At 63.3% G+C, this 17,428-nt stretch carries 19 protein-coding genes; 13 read left to right on the top strand and 6 right to left on the bottom strand.

All coding sequences use genetic code 11. From position 1 onward, the window contains the following. A partial coding sequence (locus BLQ76_RS10000; protein WP_139183980.1) for a transposase occupies positions 1-243 on the bottom strand: 243 nt, incomplete at its 3' end. 161 nt (positions 244-404) lie between these two features. On the opposite strand from BLQ76_RS10000, the gene BLQ76_RS09995 reads away from it, so the two are divergent. The 6 genes from BLQ76_RS09995 to BLQ76_RS09970 all read left to right on the top strand — a co-directional run bounded on the left by BLQ76_RS09995 (position 405) and on the right by BLQ76_RS09970 (position 6,395). Further along, complete coding sequence (locus BLQ76_RS09995; protein WP_139183979.1) at positions 405-1,754, top strand: hypothetical protein; 1,350 nt, start codon at positions 405-407, stop codon at positions 1,752-1,754. 24 nt (positions 1,755-1,778) lie between these two features. Next, the gene (locus BLQ76_RS09990) at positions 1,779-2,645 is read left to right on the top strand and encodes a hypothetical protein (RefSeq protein ID WP_139183978.1); all 867 of its coding nucleotides are present in this window, start codon (positions 1,779-1,781) and stop codon (positions 2,643-2,645) included. Beyond that, positions 2,645-3,976, top strand: a complete 1,332-nt coding sequence (locus BLQ76_RS09985; protein ID WP_090672604.1) for an Ig-like domain-containing protein — start codon at positions 2,645-2,647, stop codon at positions 3,974-3,976. The genes BLQ76_RS09990 and BLQ76_RS09985 overlap by 1 nt, the downstream gene beginning before the upstream one ends. 11 nt (positions 3,977-3,987) lie before the next feature. Beyond that, positions 3,988-4,629 (top strand): DUF4376 domain-containing protein, encoded by a 642-nt coding sequence (locus tag BLQ76_RS09980; RefSeq protein WP_090672601.1) that lies wholly within the window; start codon positions 3,988-3,990, stop codon positions 4,627-4,629. Beyond that, positions 4,626-4,976: a DUF1353 domain-containing protein gene (locus tag BLQ76_RS09975; protein WP_170842544.1), complete on the top strand. Its 351-nt coding sequence runs from the start codon at positions 4,626-4,628 to the stop codon at positions 4,974-4,976. The genes BLQ76_RS09980 and BLQ76_RS09975 overlap by 4 nt, the downstream gene beginning before the upstream one ends. A 78-nt stretch (positions 4,977-5,054) precedes the next feature. Beyond that, positions 5,055-6,395 carry an SGNH/GDSL hydrolase family protein gene (locus BLQ76_RS09970; RefSeq protein WP_090672595.1) on the top strand — a complete coding sequence of 447 codons (1,341 nt, stop codon included), beginning with the start codon at positions 5,055-5,057 and terminating at the stop codon, positions 6,393-6,395. A gap of 65 nt (positions 6,396-6,460) precedes the next feature. Here BLQ76_RS09970 and BLQ76_RS09965 read toward each other — a convergent pair whose 3' ends face one another. Continuing rightward, positions 6,461-6,979, bottom strand: a complete 519-nt coding sequence (locus tag BLQ76_RS09965) for an FAD-binding oxidoreductase/lyase (RefSeq protein ID WP_139183977.1) — start codon at positions 6,977-6,979, stop codon at positions 6,461-6,463. Between the two features lie 73 nt (positions 6,980-7,052). On the opposite strand from BLQ76_RS09965, the gene BLQ76_RS22350 reads away from it, so the two are divergent. From BLQ76_RS22350 to BLQ76_RS09945, 4 genes are all read left to right on the top strand, one after another. Further along, complete coding sequence (locus BLQ76_RS22350; protein WP_183193117.1) at positions 7,053-7,976, top strand: lysozyme family protein; 924 nt, start codon at positions 7,053-7,055, stop codon at positions 7,974-7,976. 16 nt (positions 7,977-7,992) lie between these two features. Next, positions 7,993-8,370: a hypothetical protein gene (locus tag BLQ76_RS09955; protein WP_170842543.1), complete on the top strand. Its 378-nt coding sequence runs from the start codon at positions 7,993-7,995 to the stop codon at positions 8,368-8,370. A gap of 1 nt (position 8,371) precedes the next feature. Then, positions 8,372-8,590, top strand: coding sequence for a hypothetical protein (locus BLQ76_RS09950; protein ID WP_090672586.1), 219 nt, complete (start codon positions 8,372-8,374; stop codon positions 8,588-8,590). Between the two features lie 75 nt (positions 8,591-8,665). Then, positions 8,666-9,319: a hypothetical protein gene (locus BLQ76_RS09945; protein WP_090672583.1), complete on the top strand. Its 654-nt coding sequence runs from the start codon at positions 8,666-8,668 to the stop codon at positions 9,317-9,319. A gap of 505 nt (positions 9,320-9,824) precedes the next feature. On the opposite strand, the gene BLQ76_RS09935 is transcribed toward BLQ76_RS09945, so the two are convergent. Then, on the bottom strand, positions 9,825-10,505 hold the full coding sequence (locus tag BLQ76_RS09935; RefSeq protein WP_090672577.1) for a hypothetical protein: 681 nt from the start codon (positions 10,503-10,505) through the stop codon (positions 9,825-9,827). Between the two features lie 284 nt (positions 10,506-10,789). On the opposite strand from BLQ76_RS09935, the gene BLQ76_RS09930 reads away from it, so the two are divergent. Next, complete coding sequence (locus BLQ76_RS09930; RefSeq protein ID WP_090672574.1) at positions 10,790-11,689, top strand: ABZJ_00895 family protein; 900 nt, start codon at positions 10,790-10,792, stop codon at positions 11,687-11,689. 204 nt (positions 11,690-11,893) lie between these two features. Here BLQ76_RS09930 and BLQ76_RS22675 read toward each other — a convergent pair whose 3' ends face one another. Continuing rightward, positions 11,894-12,025, bottom strand: a complete 132-nt coding sequence (locus BLQ76_RS22675; protein WP_280140061.1) for a hypothetical protein — start codon at positions 12,023-12,025, stop codon at positions 11,894-11,896. Between the two features lie 173 nt (positions 12,026-12,198). After that, positions 12,199-12,741, bottom strand: coding sequence for a sigma-70 family RNA polymerase sigma factor (locus tag BLQ76_RS09925; protein WP_280140064.1), 543 nt, complete (start codon positions 12,739-12,741; stop codon positions 12,199-12,201). Between the two features lie 943 nt (positions 12,742-13,684). On the opposite strand from BLQ76_RS09925, the gene BLQ76_RS09920 reads away from it, so the two are divergent. Next, complete coding sequence (locus BLQ76_RS09920) at positions 13,685-14,734, top strand: Gfo/Idh/MocA family protein (RefSeq protein ID WP_090672568.1); 1,050 nt, start codon at positions 13,685-13,687, stop codon at positions 14,732-14,734. Here BLQ76_RS09920 and BLQ76_RS09915 read toward each other — a convergent pair. Next, positions 14,731-15,888, bottom strand: coding sequence for a Gfo/Idh/MocA family protein (locus BLQ76_RS09915; RefSeq protein ID WP_090672565.1), 1,158 nt, complete (start codon positions 15,886-15,888; stop codon positions 14,731-14,733). The genes BLQ76_RS09920 and BLQ76_RS09915 overlap by 4 nt on opposite strands. A 441-nt stretch (positions 15,889-16,329) precedes the next feature. Between BLQ76_RS09915 and BLQ76_RS09910 the strand changes: the two genes are divergently transcribed. Next, complete coding sequence (locus BLQ76_RS09910; protein ID WP_425285152.1) at positions 16,330-17,355, top strand: septal ring lytic transglycosylase RlpA family protein; 1,026 nt, start codon at positions 16,330-16,332, stop codon at positions 17,353-17,355. Positions 17,356-17,428 lie beyond the last annotated feature (73 nt).

Raw genomic sequence — 17,428 nt, 5'->3', positions numbered from 1 at the left:
CTTCTCCAGCGTTAGATCCGAGACCGCCTTGCGCAGGCGCTCGTTCTCCTTCTCCAGGTCCCTCAGACGCTTCACCTGGTCCGACTTCAGCCCGCCAAACTCCTTGCGCCACCGATAATACGTGAAAGGCGTCACGCTGATCGTGCGGATCGCCTCGGCTACCGGGCGGCCCTGAGACAGCAGAACGTCCACCTGCCTCAGCTTGGCAACGATCTCTTCCGGCTTGTGCTTCTTCTGTCCCATTTGGGCATCCTCCATCGGCTCGAAAGCCTACTTCAGGGAGGACCACTTTTCAGGGGGCAGACCAAGCCGCGCATCGCGAACCCGGGCAACTTCGAGCGCGCCATGTTCTCGGGTGGCGGCACGACCGGGGCAGGGCGCGCCTCGTTCGCGATATCGTGCTCGTGAATGAGGACGACGGCCTGTCCTTTATGCGCAAGCTCGCCTTCGACGGCCGCTTCCTGCGCCTCTACCAGCTGGCCGACGGTGTGCCGTTTGCCGGCCGCGAGGTCGTGTTCTCGGGAACGGTCGAGCAAGCCGAGGTGTCGGAGAAGACCGTCTCGTTCCGTCTGCGCGACCGCCTCGTCGAGTTGCAGAAGGATCTGCAGCCGACGCGCTACCTCGGCACGACGACGTCAGCGGGCAAGGGCGTCGAGGGCACCGAGAACGATCTGAAGGACCGGCCCAAGCCGCTCGCCTTCGGCCGTGTGTTCGAGGTGCCGCTCGTTCAGGTGAACGCCTTCGACGGCCTTTGGCAGGGTGCCCAGAACGCGATCGCGTCTTGCGAGGCCGTCTACTCGTCCGGTCTGACGCTGACACGCGTCGGCGCTGCACAACCGGATCTTGCGAGCCTGATGGCGGTGACGCTCACGCAGGGCCAGTACGCGGTCATGCTGTCGCCCTTCATCGTTCGCATCGGCGGCAAGGTGACGGGCACGATCACGGCCGACTACACCGAAGGCGCAACCGCTGCCCAGCGCACCACCGCACAGTTGGTGCGTCGCATCCTTCTGTTTGCGGGCAAGGTCGAGGGCGTGGACTTCCTGCCCGCCGACATCGCCGCCTTCGACACGGTGGCCCCGGCCGAGCAGGGCGTGTGGTGTGCGCCCGAGGACATGCAGATCCAAGCGCCACTCTATCGCCTTCTGGCGGGCGTCGGCGGCTTCCTGACGACCGACCGCCTCGGTCGCTTCCGCTTCGGCCAGTTCCGCGCACCGACGGGCACGCCGCGCGCGATCTTCACCGAGATCGAGATCCTGGACGACGGGCAGGCGATCGAGACGCTGGCGACGTCCGACGAGGGCAACGGCGTGCCGACGTCCAAGGTCACCGTCACCCATACGCAGCTGTGGCAGACGCAGGACGGCTCGGCGGTGAACGGTGCGGTGGACGATGCCCGGCGTGCCTACCTGAAGACCGCGACCCGCTCGGCCGTCGCTGAAGACGCGAGTGTGAAGGTGCGACACCTTCTGGCGTCCGAGATCACCTTCGCAAGTCTCCTGACGAACTCGACCGACGCCACTGCCGAGGCTGATCGCCAACTCGACCTTCGCAAGGTCCGGCGCGACTTCATCCAGATCAAGGTTCCGTCCGCAGCGGCGGTCGGCATCGATCTCGGCGACACGGTCATGGTGCGCGTGCCGCTGCTCGGCCTCGACGACGGCAAGCTCTTCGTCGTCACCCGCATGATCGAAGAACTCGACAGCGAGGACGACGGCGAGATCGAGGCCGTCACCCTCGAGCTTTGGGGCTGACCGATGGCGGGCAAGGGCATCGCGATGTTCCCGAACCGCGGCGACGCGGCGGAGCTCAAGGACGGCGACTGGCAGCTCTCGCTCCTGAACCTGCAGGACCGCATCCTGCAGCGGGTGGCGCGATCGCGTAGCCTCGCGCTCTCGTCGACGAGGCTGACGGCGGTACTCGACCGGGCGCGCTCTATTCGCGCGATCGTCTTCATCAACACGAACGCCTCGACAGCCGGGCGCAAGAGGGTTCGAGCCTACGGACCCGCGATCAGCGATGCGCCGGATGGCGAACTCGTCTGGCAGACGGGCAGTGAGGCGTCGGACGGCTGGGAGGACATCTATCCCCGCGAACGCCCAACGGCGCAGATGCAGTGGCGGGATCCGAATTTCTGGACGGGTCGGCCCGACGCCGAAAGCCTCGTCGGCTCGACGCAGTCGATCATCACGATCATGCCGCAGCTGTTCTTCGTGTCGCGCTTCACCGTGGAGTTCGGCGACCAGAGCAACGACGACGGCTTCCTGGACCTCGGCCGCCTGTTCCTTGCGGGGCAGTGGCAGTTCTCGCTGAACCTGAAGCCCGGCGTCGAGCTCGGCTTCCTGGCTCGCTCAACGTCCGCACGCTCGCTCGGTGGCACGCTCTATCACAGCCGCAAGCGCCATCCACGGACGATGCGCGGATCATGGGACTACCTGCCCGAGCCCGAGATGCTGTCGCAACTCTACGAGCTGTTCCGCCAAGCCGGCACGGACCTCGAGGTCTTCCTCGTCCAGCGGCCCGACGACGTCGTGAACCGGCAGCGCTTGTCCTGGCTCGGTCGCATGCCGGAACTGCCCCCGATCGCGCGCGGCGTCTCGCCGGGGCGTGCTGCCGGCTCTCTCACCTTCGAGGAAATCGTCTGATGGCCATTCCCGGCTTCGTGCAAACGTCGCTGACCCGACTTGCCTCCTACTTCAACAGCAGCGTCGCAACGCCTGCCAACCCCGGCGGCTTCGACGGCGACGGGCACGTCGTCAACTTCCCGCTGGCGCTGCAGGACGTGGCAGCCGTCGGACAGTACGTGGCTGAGGCCGCCGATCGGTTTGCCGACGCCGTCGCCGCGATCGAGGCTGGCCCCGTCACCAGCGTGAACGGCATGTCGGGCGCTGTCGTGCTGCCCGAGGTGCCGAAGGTGCTCCCGCCGATCGTCACCGCGCCGGCGCAGGGATCGACGCCGAGCCTCACGGGCGGGGCGCTGCTTCTATCGGTGGACCGGCTGACCTCACTCTACGGCGAAGCGCAGAAGACGATCCGCTTCCGCATCGCGACGGCGGCGAGCTTCGCAGCGAACACCATCGTCTACGACACGGGCGTACTGACGCAGACCGGTGTTTCGGCCTCGCTGGCGAATGCGCAGGCGACGCTCACCGGCGGCACGACCTACTACCTGCGCGCCATCCAGACAGACGCCAAAGACGTGTCGTCGGGCTGGTCGGCTCCGGTCTCGTTCACCTTTCCGCGCCTGCCCGTCGCCCCGGTCATGTCGGCGCCCGCCAACGGCGCCACCAACGTCGGCGCGCAGAACCAAGCGGTCACCTTCACCGCCTCGGCCTATTCGCATCCGAACGGCACGGCACAGGCGGCACGGCGGTTTGAGCTGTCCAAGGACAACTTCGCCACCATCGTCACGGTCAACGGAGCGGTGGGGCAGGCATCGGCCACTCTCGCTAGCCCGAAGGACAGCCTGTCCGCCAATACGGTCTACAAGGTGCGCTGCGTCGATACCGACACGAACGGCGGCGTCTCGCCGGGTGCGGCGACGAGCTTCACGACTGCGACCGTGTTCCGTCCGGATCTCGGCAGCCCGTACCAAGGCGGTTTCTTCGCCGGTCAAACTGACGACGGGAAGGATATCGTTCTTGCGGATCGCTCGACCGCCGCCGCTGGAAGCTGGAGTTATGCGAACCAGTCTGCGAACGACCTCGTCTCGAACGGTTTCACCGATTGGGCATTGGGCGCGCGAGCTATTATGGCGCGTGTCAGCTCCAACCTGCGCGGCCTTGCGCTGTTTCAAGTGGGCGGTGCGCAAGCATTCGAGAGCACCCCTTGGTGGACGTCCGAGGTTTATTCGGACAGCGATTTCGTCCAGCGCGCCAATCTGATCCGTATGACGACGGGCGAGTACGTCAACGGAGAGCGAGCGGACAGTACCAACTACACCAGCCGCGCCATCCGCCTCGTGACGCCGACCTGAAGGAGCCCAGATTGACCTACGTCTCCTTCACCACCGTCGACGCCATCACTGGCATTCCCGCGAACGTGCAGCCGACGCGTGGCGGGCCTGTCGATCCCGCCGGCTGCGTTCGGGACTTCGCGCTGGAAACCCGCTGGCCGATCACCGGGTCGAACTACGACATCCTCTACGGCACCACCACGGGCCGCACGGACATTCCCGGCATCCTGTCCACACTGACCAAAACGCAGTTCGACGCGGCCAAGGCGGCTGAGATGGCGGCGCGGGTTTTGGCGCTGCGTTTGACCATGTCGCCAATGGTCGACGCAGAGCGCGATCGTCGCATTGATGCTGGCTTCCTTTTTGGCGGCACGTTGTTTCAAGCGCGCCCTGCCGACCGCGAAAACATCCTTGGCGCCGCCTCGCTTGCGCACATGGCGGTGACGCTCTCGGGCAAGAAACCCGGCGATCTGCGCTGGCATGATGGCGACGAGGACTTCCGCTGGATCGCGGCGGACAACTCCCTCGTACCGATGGACGCGCCGACTGTCATCGCCTTCGGGCAGGCGGCGGCTAATCACAAGAGCGTCCACACCTTCGCGGCCCGCGCGTTGAAGGATGCTGATCCGATCCCAACCAACTTCGTCGACGATGGGTACTGGCCAACGCAGTGAGCGCCTACACGCAGGCCGTCGTCGTCTTCGAGCGGCTGGAGGGCATCCAGTATCGCCAGCACGGCGCAACGCGCTGGGAGATTGGCGCCAAGGGCTCGGGCTGGTGGTTCGAGGTTCGAGACGGGACCGTCTTTGACGTATCGATCCCGGTTCTTCTCCGGTGGATCTTCGACCCGCACGATCCGCGCTACCTGAAGGCCGCAGCTCTCCATGACGAGCTGTTGCGCAGCGGCGTCGATCGCATCACGGCGGCGGGCGCCTCCAACGCGGCGCTGGCAGCCGATGGCGTATCGCGGCCCAAACGCTTCGCCATGACGATCGCGGTCGCCTTCTACCGCTTCACCTAAGCCGACCTCACCACCCCATCCACCTTTGCGGCCGCTCTCCACCAGGGCGGCCTTTTTCGTGCGCCCAAGGAGAACCCCATGGTCCGCCTTTCGAACTCGCGTCTTGTGGCCGCCTATATCGGCGCCGGCATCATCGGTGGCGGTGTTGTCCTGCCCCCGGTGAAGGCGTCGGCCAACACGATCGTCGCCTTCGGGCACAGCATGATCAACACGTTCACCTTCGCGATGAACGGGGCGACACCGCCGGTCGAGCAGAACGCCTATCAGATGGCCGGCGGTCTGCTGACGGGGCTGCGCCAGCTGTCGAAGGGGCAGATCGACTTCAATCGTGCCAACACAGTGGGCGAGGGCGGGCAGCAGAGCCCCTACCTGATCGCGAACTATCTGGCGGCCGCAGTCGCATCGCCAGCCAAGGCCGCCCTTGTCCTGGCGTTCACCAACAACTTCCGGGACGGCGACCCGGTGAGCCTGGCGCAGTCCAAGGCCGACCTCGATACGATCATCGCGCAGCTGCGCACGACCAAGGAGGTCATCTTCATCTGCGACGAGGCGCCGAAGACGACGACCGTTACGGCCTCGATCATCGCCGACTTCGCTGCGTGGCGCGACTACGCGCGTTCGAAGCACGACCCGTCGAAGGGCATCTACGTTCTGCCAACCTGGAATGCCATTGCCTCGGCACCTGACAGCAACACGCCGGCCGCCGGCATGCTGAGATCGGACGGCATTCACGATGCGACCGCTGGCGTTCAGGCCAAGGGGCGCGCCTGCCTACCGATCATCGCAGCGGCCATGCCTGCGATCGACCTGACGGCGCGTGCAGGCGTTCTGGCGGGCGGCAAGTTCACGGCGACGGGTGGTACGCTTGCGGGGGCGACCGTCGTTCCGACCGGCGCCGCGCCGTTGGGCTGGTCGGTGAACATCGATGCGGCGGCGAGCGGATCGGTGGTCTCGAGCCTCGACACCGCGACGGGCATCTGGCGGCTCGACATCGCGAACCTCGCCAACGGATCGTCGGCCTCGGCAATCTCACTGCGCGGCCCAACGAGCTTCGGCATGGGTCTCGCGCTCGGAACCGATCGCTTCGATTTGACGATGTTCTCGAAGGTCCTGGCCGGCTCACAGAACCTCGGCCGCGTCTCGCTGAAGCTGCGGCGCAACGGGGGCCAGTTCGAGCCGAGCCTCGGAGATCCGGCAGCTGACGCAGAGTGGGCCGGATCCACTTCGACCAACGCCTTGGCCTTCGACGCCAAGGAGTGGGATGCGCTGCTGCGCCCGGGCCATGCTCTGACGACGGCCGGCGCGACGCAGGAGTATCCCTGGCTCGACATCAGTGGGTTCGCGAACCAGGCGCTCACCGCCTCGATCGAGTTCCGCATTCCGCAGATCAGCGCCTACACGGGCGAGATGGCGGCGTGACGACCCGACCGACGCATGAAGGATAGCCGGCCGGGCCTGCCGCTCGAATGGACGGTCGCCTCGAACTAGACGATCACGTCACCGGTGTTGCTAATGATCGGGTCGCCCGGCGTCAGCGCCATCGTCATCCAGCGACGGATTTCGACGTTCTGCTGTTGCGGGATGAGCTCGCGCAAGGCCGCACGGATGTCGAGGATCGCCGAGAGCGTTGGATCACTTTCCAAACGGTCGATCTCGGCGGCGAGCCCATCGAGTTCGACCGTTTCCGGCCAGGAACCTAGCGAGGCCGAGCGCTTGCCCGCTTCTCGCAACTCCTGCGTCAGTGGATCGTTCGGCCGGCCGCGCCGCGTCAGGACCGCCGCTTGACTGGGTGTCTGCGCCGGCAGGACGCGCGAGATCAAAACCTGCAGCCGTACACGTTCCACCGGGGCGCGCGGTGCGATCCGGTGTAGCAAGTTCAGCCGTTCGAAGGCTTTCGTGAAGGCGCCTGCCGCGTGCGGCCGGCCTTCTTCGAGCGACTGACCGATCCGAGCGTCCTGAGACGGCAGCATAGGCAACTCTTTCGCTTTGACCCGCTGCGTCATCGGTAAGCGGCAGAGACGTATTCAACAACCCATGGCGCCCGTGTGGCGCCTTTTTTATGCCTGGAGCACACTCATGGATCGCACCGTCCCTGCCGGCGCCGCGCGCCTTCTCGACTTCATTCGCGCCACCGAGGTCGGCACCGACGATCGATCGGGCTACGACGTCATTTACGGCCACAACCAGGGCAAGCTGCCCAAGCCCGTCACGTTGATGACGGTGGACGAGGTGATCGCAAGCCAGGCCAGTTGGACGCGCCGGTTCAAGTCGTCGGCCACCGGCGGCTACCAGTTCATGCGCAACACGCTGAAGGACCTGAAGGCCGAGCTCGGGCTCCGTGGTGCGCAGGTGCTCGATCCCGATCTGCAGGACCGTCTCGGCTTCCACCTTCTGAAGCGCCGCGGCTACGAGCCGTTCGTCGCCGGCACGATCACGCGCGACGAGTTCGGCAAGCGCCTGGCGCAGGAGTGGGCGTCGTTCCCGGTGCTTCGGGCCACGAAAGGCGCGCACCGCACGCTCTCGCGCGGCCAGAGCTACTATGCCGGCGATCAGCTGAACAAGGCGCTAGTCCAGCCGGCCAAGGTGGAGGCGGTTCTAGCCGAAGTTCTGGCCTTGTCTCGCGCGTCGGTCGCGGTTGCAGCTGATCCGGTCCCGCCGGCGCCCGTCGCTCTTCCCAAGCCCGAACCTGTCGACGAGGCCGAGCCCACGCCGACCTTCTTCCCGGCGCCGACAACGATGCCGCTCCCGGCCCCGGATCCGATCGCGGCGATCTCCAAGGCGATCGGTGCTGCCAAGGGCGGTGCAGCGGGTGCGCTCGCCAGCGTCGGCGGCATGACCGGCGTCAGCGGGGCGCTGTCGGCCGCCAACTGGCTTCCCAGCCTGTCGACGACGCAGCTCCTCGTCATCTTCGGCGGCGTGACCGCGGTGGTGGCTGTCATCCTGTGCGCCGGCTTCGCCTTCTGGCGCGCCTACAAGGCTCCGGCGAACGCGAGCGCCTAGCGAAAGTCCCATGCAGATGAACGGCATCTCCCTTGGCGAGTTCGCAACCGTCATGACCGCGCTCGGCGGCGTGCTGGGGGCGGTCTTTCTTTACACGAAGTCCAACACCGAAGCGCAGGCCAAGAGCTACGAGGGCCGCGTCGCAGATCTTCAGAAGGCGATCGCCAAGCTCGAGGAGGATGGCGACGACCGACTGGCCGAGATCCGCCGCGACTTCGAACGCCAGCTGACCGACGTGAAGCAGGCCATGATGAACCAGGCCCGCACGATCGAGCGACAGGAAATCATGCTGGCGGACTACTCACGCCATGTCGGCAAGCTGGAGCGCATCATGGCCGGGGCGCAACTGGCCATCCCCGAGTTCGAGACCTCACCCTTTCGCGGAGGAGCGTAATATGACGAAGCGAGACCTGATCCTGATCATCGGCGCCATGTTCTGCTTCACGGCCGCGATTGCCGCTTTGATCGTGATGAGCGGCGAAAGCTCGCGGCGCTCGGAGCGCAACATCGAGCTGATCTGCGCCCAGCTGCAGGAGATCAACGGCAAGCCTTGTCAGCTTCTCCAGCCAAGCGAGACCGAGGCACGGATATTCGCCTTCAGCCGACGGCGTTGAAGGGTGGATAGCGGTCGGTCTGTTTTTCAGCCGTGTAGGCCGATAACCTGCCGTCTGCAGAGACGAGGTACCGACATGGCTACTCGCAGTTGGACGATCAAAGACGGTTGGCTTACTGCCTTCAGCGTCACGATCCACATACTTCTCGTCATCGCCCTAGTTCTAATGTTCTTCGACCCGTTCGACGAGAAGCACTTCCTGCGCAGTCTCACCGTATCCGAGACGATAGAGCCGCTCGCGCTCTGCGGCGCGGGTATTTTGACCGCCGCCGTGTTCGTGCCGCTTTGCATCTCGTTCGCGCGGGCTCACTCGCATCCCGAGTTCAGAAATTCGTTTCCCCGCTATTTTCCGGAGGAGGACGGGGATCGGGTCGTCGGTCCCCACACGGTCCTGAAGTTCGCCGGCAACACGATATTTCTTGCCGTCGCGATCGGGGTAATGGCGTATCTCGGGCTGCGGAGCTATTTGCCGTTGATCCTCCACGACATGGGTCGCGTCGATCATGCGAGCGTCCCGTTCGTGATCCAGAGCGCATCCTACAACAAGTACTGTCCCGGTGTGACCGGCGACAACCCGGAGTTCGCAAGTCGACGTCTCTGTGGAGTGAAGCTGAACGGTGCCTTTACCGACTACTACGGCAAGGACGTTATCCTCACTGGTGAGCGGTCGTCGTATGGCTTCAGACCAGAGCGATACACACTTCCGGACATACCGCGTTCGGCCCAGTGAAATGCAGCCGAGCGGCTTCAGAGGGTGGAAAGCTGCCGGTCGGCTTCTGAACGAGGTTGCCGATAAGCTGCCGATCGCGATGGGGCGACTTACCGGCTGATCGCGAAATCGAACTGACCGAGCAGCGGTAGACGCCTCAGACCGAGTATTTCTATCCCGCCTTCTTGAGCAACACCATCGTAGATGAGGAGGCGGTTCACCCGTCCGCCGTACCCGGTCGTGCGTCGACCGTTGCCGAAGCCGCAGTCCATCCCTGGGCAGAAGACGAAGGCCGTTCCCCATCTTGGGTTCTCGGGATGGCCTCGCAAACTGATCTCAATCCTGGGCGACAGCGAAAGCGGGATCACACAGTCCGCATCGGCGATGCATAGGGCTTCCCCAGCAACAGGCTCGAACGTACCCAAGGTTAAGCCGTACCGGACGGTATACCGCACCGGTTCCGCGGCGGAGGCTAGGGCGGAGGATGCGGCTAGCCCCACGGCCAGAGCGAGGCCGGCTCTTCCGATCATGTCGCGATCCCTCCCTCTGGGACTAGCGGTTCTCGCAGTTCTGGAAGCTTCGGCGTCTTGCCAGTGCATCGCTGCATGAGTGCGAGAAACGGCTCCCGGTTCTGCGCATACACGCTGTCTTGTCCGGGTACATATGGCCACTCGAAGCGAAGAGACCCTGCAAACTCCCCGGATGTGACCGTCTCGGTACCTTGGCGAGTCTCGCGGAATGCCTGATGCCTCATCGTCTCACCCGGCACCTCCACGTTCATGTAGTACGCTTCGTATCCCTGGCCGGGAACGAGGACCTTTTCGACGGTGATGTCGTCGGCGCGGACGCGGCCCCAGTCGTAGATTCGCCGCTCAACCTTCGTGACCGTCGGGTCGCCCTCGTCGACGGTCCTGCTCACAAGCTCGACCCGACACCCGACGTTTCGCCTGACGGTCATCAACGTAGGATTGAGCTGCTCGGATTGCGTCTTCGCCTCCCAGCGTATGATGTACATCCCGGCAGTTCTCGGGACGCTGCGTGGCGGAATGGCGTAGATGAGGTAGAGGGTCGTCTCCTCGGGCGACATCGCGTATCGAGCTGCGTCCACAGTCCGGTAGACCGCGATCACTGCGAGCGTGACGCAGAGCGCTGTCAGACCTCCGAGGACGATGCGCAGCAGGCAAGTGCCTTCCCTTAGATTGGTCATCCCACGCCTGTAGCATCACCACGTTCGGTCATCTGTCTATCGACATCCGCTTTCGGGAAGTATGGAACATGGCGGGAGATGTCTTGGAAGGGTCGAAACCCATCTGACTGTGTTGGGCGTCAGGTTTCCATGTGGCGATCGGCACGACCGGCTCGGAATGCGATGATCGGCTTTTACCATCGAAAACAACCATAGCGGACGTTAGAGATCGGTATGCACTCGACGGTTGACCTCGAGGTGTGCTCTTTCCACGTTGTCAGAGATGCGTTGGGGCGCTGAACGACATGCCGACGAAAGAAATTCTGCGATACGGTATCTACTACGCTCTCATCTATGTTGGCGTGTTGGGCATCATCTTCGTTGGAGCTATGATCGCCACGTTGTTCTTTGAGTTTCGATCATCCCATATGAGTATCGGCGCGCTCATCGGTGCCGCAGGGTTCACCTACCTTCGATTCCTCGAAGACAAGCTCCGCCTTCCAACATCCCGCGAATACTGGTCGCTTGTCGCTGTCGGTTCCATCATCGTGCTGGTTGTTGACGTTACGCTCAACGCTCTTGTGGTCCAATCCACGCAACAAGCCGGCATCGATGGATTAGTGTTACTGATCCTCATCGGTTTCCCGCTGTTTAAGGGCGTTCTCGGCAATATGCTCTTCTTCCGAGGGGGCCGCTTCGCAGAGCGAAGTTTGGAGTGGATCAAAGCGAAGAAGGCGCAGCTTGGCCCACCCCCTGAACCGCCGTCCAATAGGATGACGTTCGGCGGCATGGGTCCGTTTCTCGTCCGCTACTTCGCCGTCTACATCCCCCTCTACGCACTTACTGAATGGGTTTCGATCACGAGGGACTTCACGGGTGAATGGGCACTGTCGCTCGCAGGGATGATCGTCGCGGCGATCTGCGCCTTCGCTTACGTCGTCAGGCATCTTGGCCGCCGGCCGACCCGGTCGGAGTATTGGCTTCTCGTCTTCACAAGCGCGGTCTTCGCAACGGTCTTCGAGTTCGTCGCCAAGCTGGTAATTGACTACTACCGTTTCGATGGCCTGCCGAACTTCGGCACATGGTTCCTGTACATTCTAGTGGGAATCAGCCTCTACGCCACCGTTCATGCCATCGCCTACTCTCGCCCTGTGGCATGGCTTATTCGACCAAGACCGCAATCGACCCATGGTGCGAAGGCATGAAAGGCGTCCGCTTTCGGAACGCATGTTCGTCGCGTTGGATGGCTTGGAAGGGTCGATAGCGGTCATTCGCCCGCCGACATTGCGCCCGCGCTGCCGCCGGTGACCGGCATGGGCTATCGGTCAGGCGAGGGGCTGGCGCAGTGCCTGATGCGCCGGTTCGCAGCGGCGGGGCGTTAAACCCAATGCCGGGGGGGGGCAAAGGCGTTAGCGCTTGCCGGCCCTGAAAGCTGCGATCTGCGCTTCATGTCGTGCCTCGGCCTCGTCGACCTCGATCAGACGAAGCAGGATCGCCAACGGGATCTCGTCGTCGATCGTATGGGATGGGGAACGGCGCATCGCCTCGCGGACGAGAGACATAATGCTAGGCGAACGGAGGGTCTGAGTGCGATCGGTCAAAGGTGCCTCCTGCGCCGCTCTGGAAGGCATCATGCATGGAGGATGGTGAATGAACGGTGTGCTGGAATGCGGTTGGCTTACCGGCGACTGATCTGACGAAGCCAAGCCGCAGGTCAATCTACTGTACCGCGATCCCATTCTAGCCGCAGCTTGATGAGGCCACGGCGAATGACCGTCTTGACGGTTCCCAGCGGTACGGCTTCTTCCCGTGCAAGGTCCTCGTAGCGTAGCCCTTCGAAGAACGTACGGGTGATGAAGCGTTGTGTGCGGATATCTAGGGTCGTGAGACAGCTGCGTAGCCGTTGAGCGTCGTTATCAGCGGCGACTTGGGCGAGTGCATCGGGCCGCTCATCCGCAATCTCTTGTCCCTCTTCGAGCGGAACCTGGATCCCGGTCCTGCGACGTGCTCGAAGTCGATCGAGTGCGCGGTTTCGGACGATCGTGACGAGCCAGGTTACGGGACTGCCTCTGGCCGGATCGAAGCGGTGGGCCTTTGCCCAAACCGCCAAGAACGCCTCGTGGACGAGTTCGTCAGCCTCGTCATGGTTGCGCAGAAGGTCGTCGGCAACGCGGCGCAGCTTGGGCGCAGTCAGAAGGTAGACCTGTTGCAAAGCGTCTGGATCGCCAGCCGCAACTTGCTCGAGGCAGGCAACCAGATGCGCACGAGCTGTACTCGAAGCGGAACGGGTCAGGACGAAGCGCGCAGCAGGAGGTCGGCTGCGAGTTCGATATGCCTTGCAGCCCGTGGGTTGGTTCGCCGAAGGCGCTCGGCGAGCGCGTACAGGAGATGGATGTCGCGATGAGCGATGTGCGGGTTGGGTTGTGACGGTGGTGGGTCACCTCGGTCGCCGAGTTCGCTGCGCATGCTGTTGCTGACCCTGCCCATTCCTCACGACGAGGTACGGGTCCCAGGACGTGGCGGATGCGGACAATCGATCACGTCGGAGCGAGGGAGGTCGCTCGAAACGCTCACATAGCCGCCAACGGAACGGCGCATACTTTCGCCAACTTTGTCACCAGCACGCAGGCCGGGTGAGCATGTGTCCGCTTTCGGGTGGAATAGATCTGGCGTCGAATGGCCAAGTTGGATCGAAAGTCGTCATTCGCCCGTCGAGATCGTGCGGTTAGACCATGGGCCTTTGGGCTACCGCTCGAACGAGGGGTTTGCGCAGTGCCTGATGCGGCGGTTCGCGGCGTCCCGCTAGCCCCACTCCCTCGGGAACAGGATCTTCAGCGCGATCCGCTCCTGCTTCGTCCGTGATGGAGATGTCGGCGAAGGGTCGACGGCGCACGCTAGCTTCGATCCTGTTTCCCCTGCTATCCACCACTGCCGTCGAGGTGCCGGTGGGTATGTTTCTAATTTCTGGGGAAACGAACCTGCAGAAATTGGTGGGTACGGCGGTGGGTACAGGGTAGGTGGGTATCGTAAGTTTCGTCTGCCGGAACAGTCTCCTAGGTGCTGGGAGCGTATGACACCCCATCCGCCACTCTACGCTCTCGAGAATCGAGTGAAGCGTCTGGCTTCAGCTGGTTCCGCGGCATTCCGTGTGGAAGGGATTCGGTGCGGACATGCCGATCGTACAGCGCGGGATAGTGTGAATGGCGTCGGGCCGGCTCGGTATAGCAGTGATTGGAACGGGTGCGATTGCGCGGCGCTTTGCGGCGGATATGCGTTATTCCCGCAATGCGCGCATTGTTGCCGTCGGGGCGCGTGACGCCGAGAAGGCGCGGGTCTTCGCCCGTGCAGTCGGGCAAACCGTGTTCCATGGAAGCATCGAAGCGGTTATGACGTTGCCGAGCGTCGATGCGGTTTATGTTGCGACGTCGAACGTCGTCCACGCTGCGCATGCGCGATGCGCGATCGCGTCCGGCAAAGCTGCTTTGGTCGAGAAACCCTTTGCCATAACCGCCGACGAAGCTGAGGACGTTTGTAGCTTCGCACGATCCAAGGGCGTCTTCGTCATGGAGGCGATGTGGGCGCGCTTCACTCCCGGCATCCGACGTCTGAAAGCCATCTGCGAGAGTGGGGAATTGGGCGTCATCCGGCGCGTCCACGCCGAGATCGGCTATCCATCCTCCGGTACATCGATCTCCGACACGAAGGGAGGTGCCTTGTTGGATCTTGGCGTCTACCCGATCTCGCTAGCCCAGCATCTGCTTGGGCCACCGACCCGAGTCCAAGCGAGCGGTCGGCGTAACAACGCTGGCGTCGTTATGCGCGCGGAACTGCTCATCGAGCACGGTGACGCTTTTGCTAGCTTATCGTCCGCTTGGGACGCCGAGGCAACAAATCGTCTTTCGATTGTCGGCGACAACGGCGTTGTCGAAGCCCAATCGCCGCTGTTCTCACCGCCCTTACTGTCGCTCCGGCGCACACGCCGACCCGGTTCAGTAACGGAGAGAGTATCATACCCGGCCGGCATCGAAGCGGGCGCGCGCATCTCGCGGTTAAGAGCGATCAAGGATGGGCTGCGTCCGTTGCGCGCGCGTCGTGTGCTGACCCTCTTCGAAGGAAGTGGCCTCCAGTATCAGGTTGACCACATGACAGAATGTCTGCGCGCCGGCCGGCAGGAAAGTCCGATCATACCGCTCGCAGACAGTTGTCGGACCCTACGGATCATTGACGAAGCGATGACGCAGATCAGTTAGTTGATCGGAAGCGGCGCAAAGGCTGTTCGCGGTTTATAGGGTGAGGGGAAGCGCGCTGCGTCCTGAGCGACGAGGGCCAACTCCGTTATATGCAATGCAAAGTCTGCGGGCATGGGTACGGGTTTGCCCGCGCGCAACGCCTCTGCCGTTGCGGCCGGCCCACGCGAAAAATCCATGCGAGATGGGTAGCCGGGTGTTACGGCCCTGTTTGGCCCAAGCGGCAGTCGCTCGCCGAGCCAATGCCGTCCGGGGAGGTAGCGTTCGATACGGCCGAAAGCCTGCGGGAGTTTAGGAATACGTGACATCGGACGCCCTTCGGGATCGCGTAGCCACACGCCGGACCGGTAATTCCAGCCGTCCGTAACAGTGAGCGTGCCTTCCGTACCCACCACGTGAAGAGAACGGTCCTTCGGTGCCGCTAGACCACATGTCAGTCGGGCAACCACACCGTCTGCAAACCGCAGGCAAGCGACTGAGAAGTCCCCGGCCCATCCGCCCTTCGGTGCCGGAACGCCCTTTTGATCGAAGAGCCGCGCGGAGAATGCCGTTATCTCCTGCGCCGGCCCGAAGAAGGCACAAAGCCAAGTGAGATAATACCCAGCGTGTTCCAACGTGCAGCCAACGGCGAACTCGTCGTCGGCCGGCCAGGGCGCTCCCGACGGCGAGCGCCAATCGTGGAAGCGCTCGCGAAAGACCATCGAGTCCTCCATCTCGGCATAGGCTAGGCGAACGCGACCGAGGCGGCCATTTTGGATCGCCTGCCCGGCAGCCAAGGCAGCCTCGCCCAGTATCGAGCAGGGGGCCGCCGTGATCGCCAGACCCCGTTCGGCCGCGATCCGAACGAGGTCTTCAGCGTCCTCTATCGTCATTGCGAGCGGTTTTTCGGAATAAACGTGCCGCCCGCTCTCAAGGGCAGCACGCGATATCTCGTAGTGACTGCCAGGATTCGTTAGATTGAGAACCATCTCGACGCTGGTATCAGCGAGAAGGGCAGAAAGGCTGTCGTATGCCGGGATCTTGTGGAATGTGGTGAACTCACGCAGGCGATCCGACTTGCGATCGAAGGCGCCAGAGACCGCCAAATTGGGGTGATTGCGTAGGGTGAGCATGTAGTAGTCGGCCACGTATCCACAGCCGACGATCGCAATTCTCATGATCCGTTCTGCCTTCCCAATGCCCTCCGATCCTTTCTAACGATGGATAATGAAGGATCGGCCAACAGTTGGGTTGTGTTGTAGCGCTGGCGAATACGTTGCCTCACGCTGACGCGGATTGGCCGGCGTCGGCCGGCCGAGAAACGCCTCCGGCACTATTGCTCTGTGGATATCGCGCGAGGTGAACGCAACTTGCACTAGTCCTTGGGAAAGTGCGGGTTGCGTTCTGATTCATCGGTTGTCAACATTCCTCAGCGAGGAATGCGGTTCTGTGTTCGCGACTGCGAGCGGTCCACGCAGGGTTCGAGCAAGCAGATGGGGGAACGGATGTTGCTGATCGGGGGATCAAGCCACCGTTGGTTGGCCCGCGCGGCCGCGCTCGCATTGAGTGCGTGTCTCGTTGCCGGATGTCAGTCGCAAGCGTCCTCTACTCATGAGGAGTTGGCCCCTGACGACGATGCACCGATCTTCAGTTCCTCCATCTTCGGCGTGAAGGCGAGCCCGCGCGTGACGCGTCTCAAGCGTGTGCCCAAGGGAGGGGGACGGGACCAGACGGGGCAGCCGTACAAGGTGCGCGGGAAATGGTACTATCCGAAGGAAGAGCCCGGATACGTCAAGACCGGCCAGGCCTCTTGGTATGGCGCGAACTTCCACGGTCGCCTGACGGCAAACGGGGAAGTCTATGACATGTACCATCTATCGGCAGCGCATCCGACGTTCCCGCTTCCGTCATACGCGCGGATCACAAACCGGAAGACTGGTGCCTCCGTGATGGTGCGGGTCAACGATCGTGGACCCTACATGCATGACCGGGTCATGGATGTATCGTCCAAGGCAGCCGAATTGCTGGGTTTCCAGCGGGACGGCATTGCGGACGTCAAGGTCGAGTATGTCGGGCGGGCTCCCCTTGAAGGCGACGACACGAAGATCTTGATGGCATCGTATCGACCGGGCGAAAGCAGACCGATCGACGATGGATTGCCGACGGGCGTCATGATTGCCTCGAACCGGCCCGCGCACGCCGCGACGACGCTCGTTGCGACCGCCTTTGCCCCCCCGAAGCCAGTTTCACCTCGGGCAACGGCGCCCGCACCAGCGGCCATGTCGGTCGAGGATTTGATCCGGACCTATGATGCGCCAACGAGCACGCCCGTGCCCAGTTCGCGCGGGCTGGTCTTATCTTATGCGCCTGCCGGGGAGCCGAGGGGTTCACGCGCGGCTGTCCTGGACATCATGCGGGAACCCAGAAGCGTGCGCGCGCCCGAAGGAGAGCGGATCGAGGTCGGCTTGGTCGATCGTTCCACACGGCTGCGCCTTTCGAAGTTGATCGCCCTCTCGGGTCTCGAACTCTTGGACGAGGGTGAGGGGTCTCTCGCCATTCAGATGCCGGACGGCGTGAACGCCGACGAGCTTCTGACCAAGGTGTGGCACGCCGGAGCCGGATCCGCATTCGTACTCCACGATTGAGAACGTCCGACGCCGCGGCAGCGCTGTCCGATGCGATCATATCTGCTAAGTTGGGCGATGGATGAGTTTCGAC

It is taken from the genome of Aureimonas jatrophae, assembly GCF_900104035.1.
GTDB lineage: Bacteria > Pseudomonadota > Alphaproteobacteria > Rhizobiales > Rhizobiaceae > Aureimonas > Aureimonas jatrophae.
The sequence above is the reverse complement of the archived record's forward strand: the minus strand, read 5'-3'. Positions and strand labels throughout refer to the sequence as shown.

What these genes read in the sequence shown, in the direction of transcription:
- BLQ76_RS09990 (WP_139183978.1), top strand. Translation starts at nt 1,779, where the DNA reads ATGTTCCCGAACCGCGGCGACGCGGCGGAGCTCAAGGACGGCGACTGG.
- BLQ76_RS09985 (WP_090672604.1), top strand. Translation starts at nt 2,645, where the DNA reads ATGGCCATTCCCGGCTTCGTGCAAACGTCGCTGACCCGACTTGCCTCC.
- BLQ76_RS09970 (WP_090672595.1), top strand. Translation starts at nt 5,055, where the DNA reads ATGGTCCGCCTTTCGAACTCGCGTCTTGTGGCCGCCTATATCGGCGCC.
- BLQ76_RS09965 (WP_139183977.1), bottom strand. Translation starts at nt 6,979, where the DNA reads ATGACGCAGCGGGTCAAAGCGAAAGAGTTGCCTATGCTGCCGTCTCAG.
- BLQ76_RS22350 (WP_183193117.1), top strand. Translation starts at nt 7,053, where the DNA reads ATGGATCGCACCGTCCCTGCCGGCGCCGCGCGCCTTCTCGACTTCATT.
- BLQ76_RS09955 (WP_170842543.1), top strand. Translation starts at nt 7,993, where the DNA reads ATGAACGGCATCTCCCTTGGCGAGTTCGCAACCGTCATGACCGCGCTC.
- BLQ76_RS09950 (WP_090672586.1), top strand. Translation starts at nt 8,372, where the DNA reads ATGACGAAGCGAGACCTGATCCTGATCATCGGCGCCATGTTCTGCTTC.
- BLQ76_RS09945 (WP_090672583.1), top strand. Translation starts at nt 8,666, where the DNA reads ATGGCTACTCGCAGTTGGACGATCAAAGACGGTTGGCTTACTGCCTTC.
- BLQ76_RS09935 (WP_090672577.1), bottom strand. Translation starts at nt 10,505, where the DNA reads ATGACCAATCTAAGGGAAGGCACTTGCCTGCTGCGCATCGTCCTCGGA.
- BLQ76_RS09930 (WP_090672574.1), top strand. Translation starts at nt 10,790, where the DNA reads ATGCCGACGAAAGAAATTCTGCGATACGGTATCTACTACGCTCTCATC.
- BLQ76_RS22675 (WP_280140061.1), bottom strand. Translation starts at nt 12,025, where the DNA reads ATGCGCCGTTCCCCATCCCATACGATCGACGACGAGATCCCGTTGGCG.
- BLQ76_RS09920 (WP_090672568.1), top strand. Translation starts at nt 13,685, where the DNA reads ATGGCGTCGGGCCGGCTCGGTATAGCAGTGATTGGAACGGGTGCGATT.
- BLQ76_RS09915 (WP_090672565.1), bottom strand. Translation starts at nt 15,888, where the DNA reads ATGAGAATTGCGATCGTCGGCTGTGGATACGTGGCCGACTACTACATG.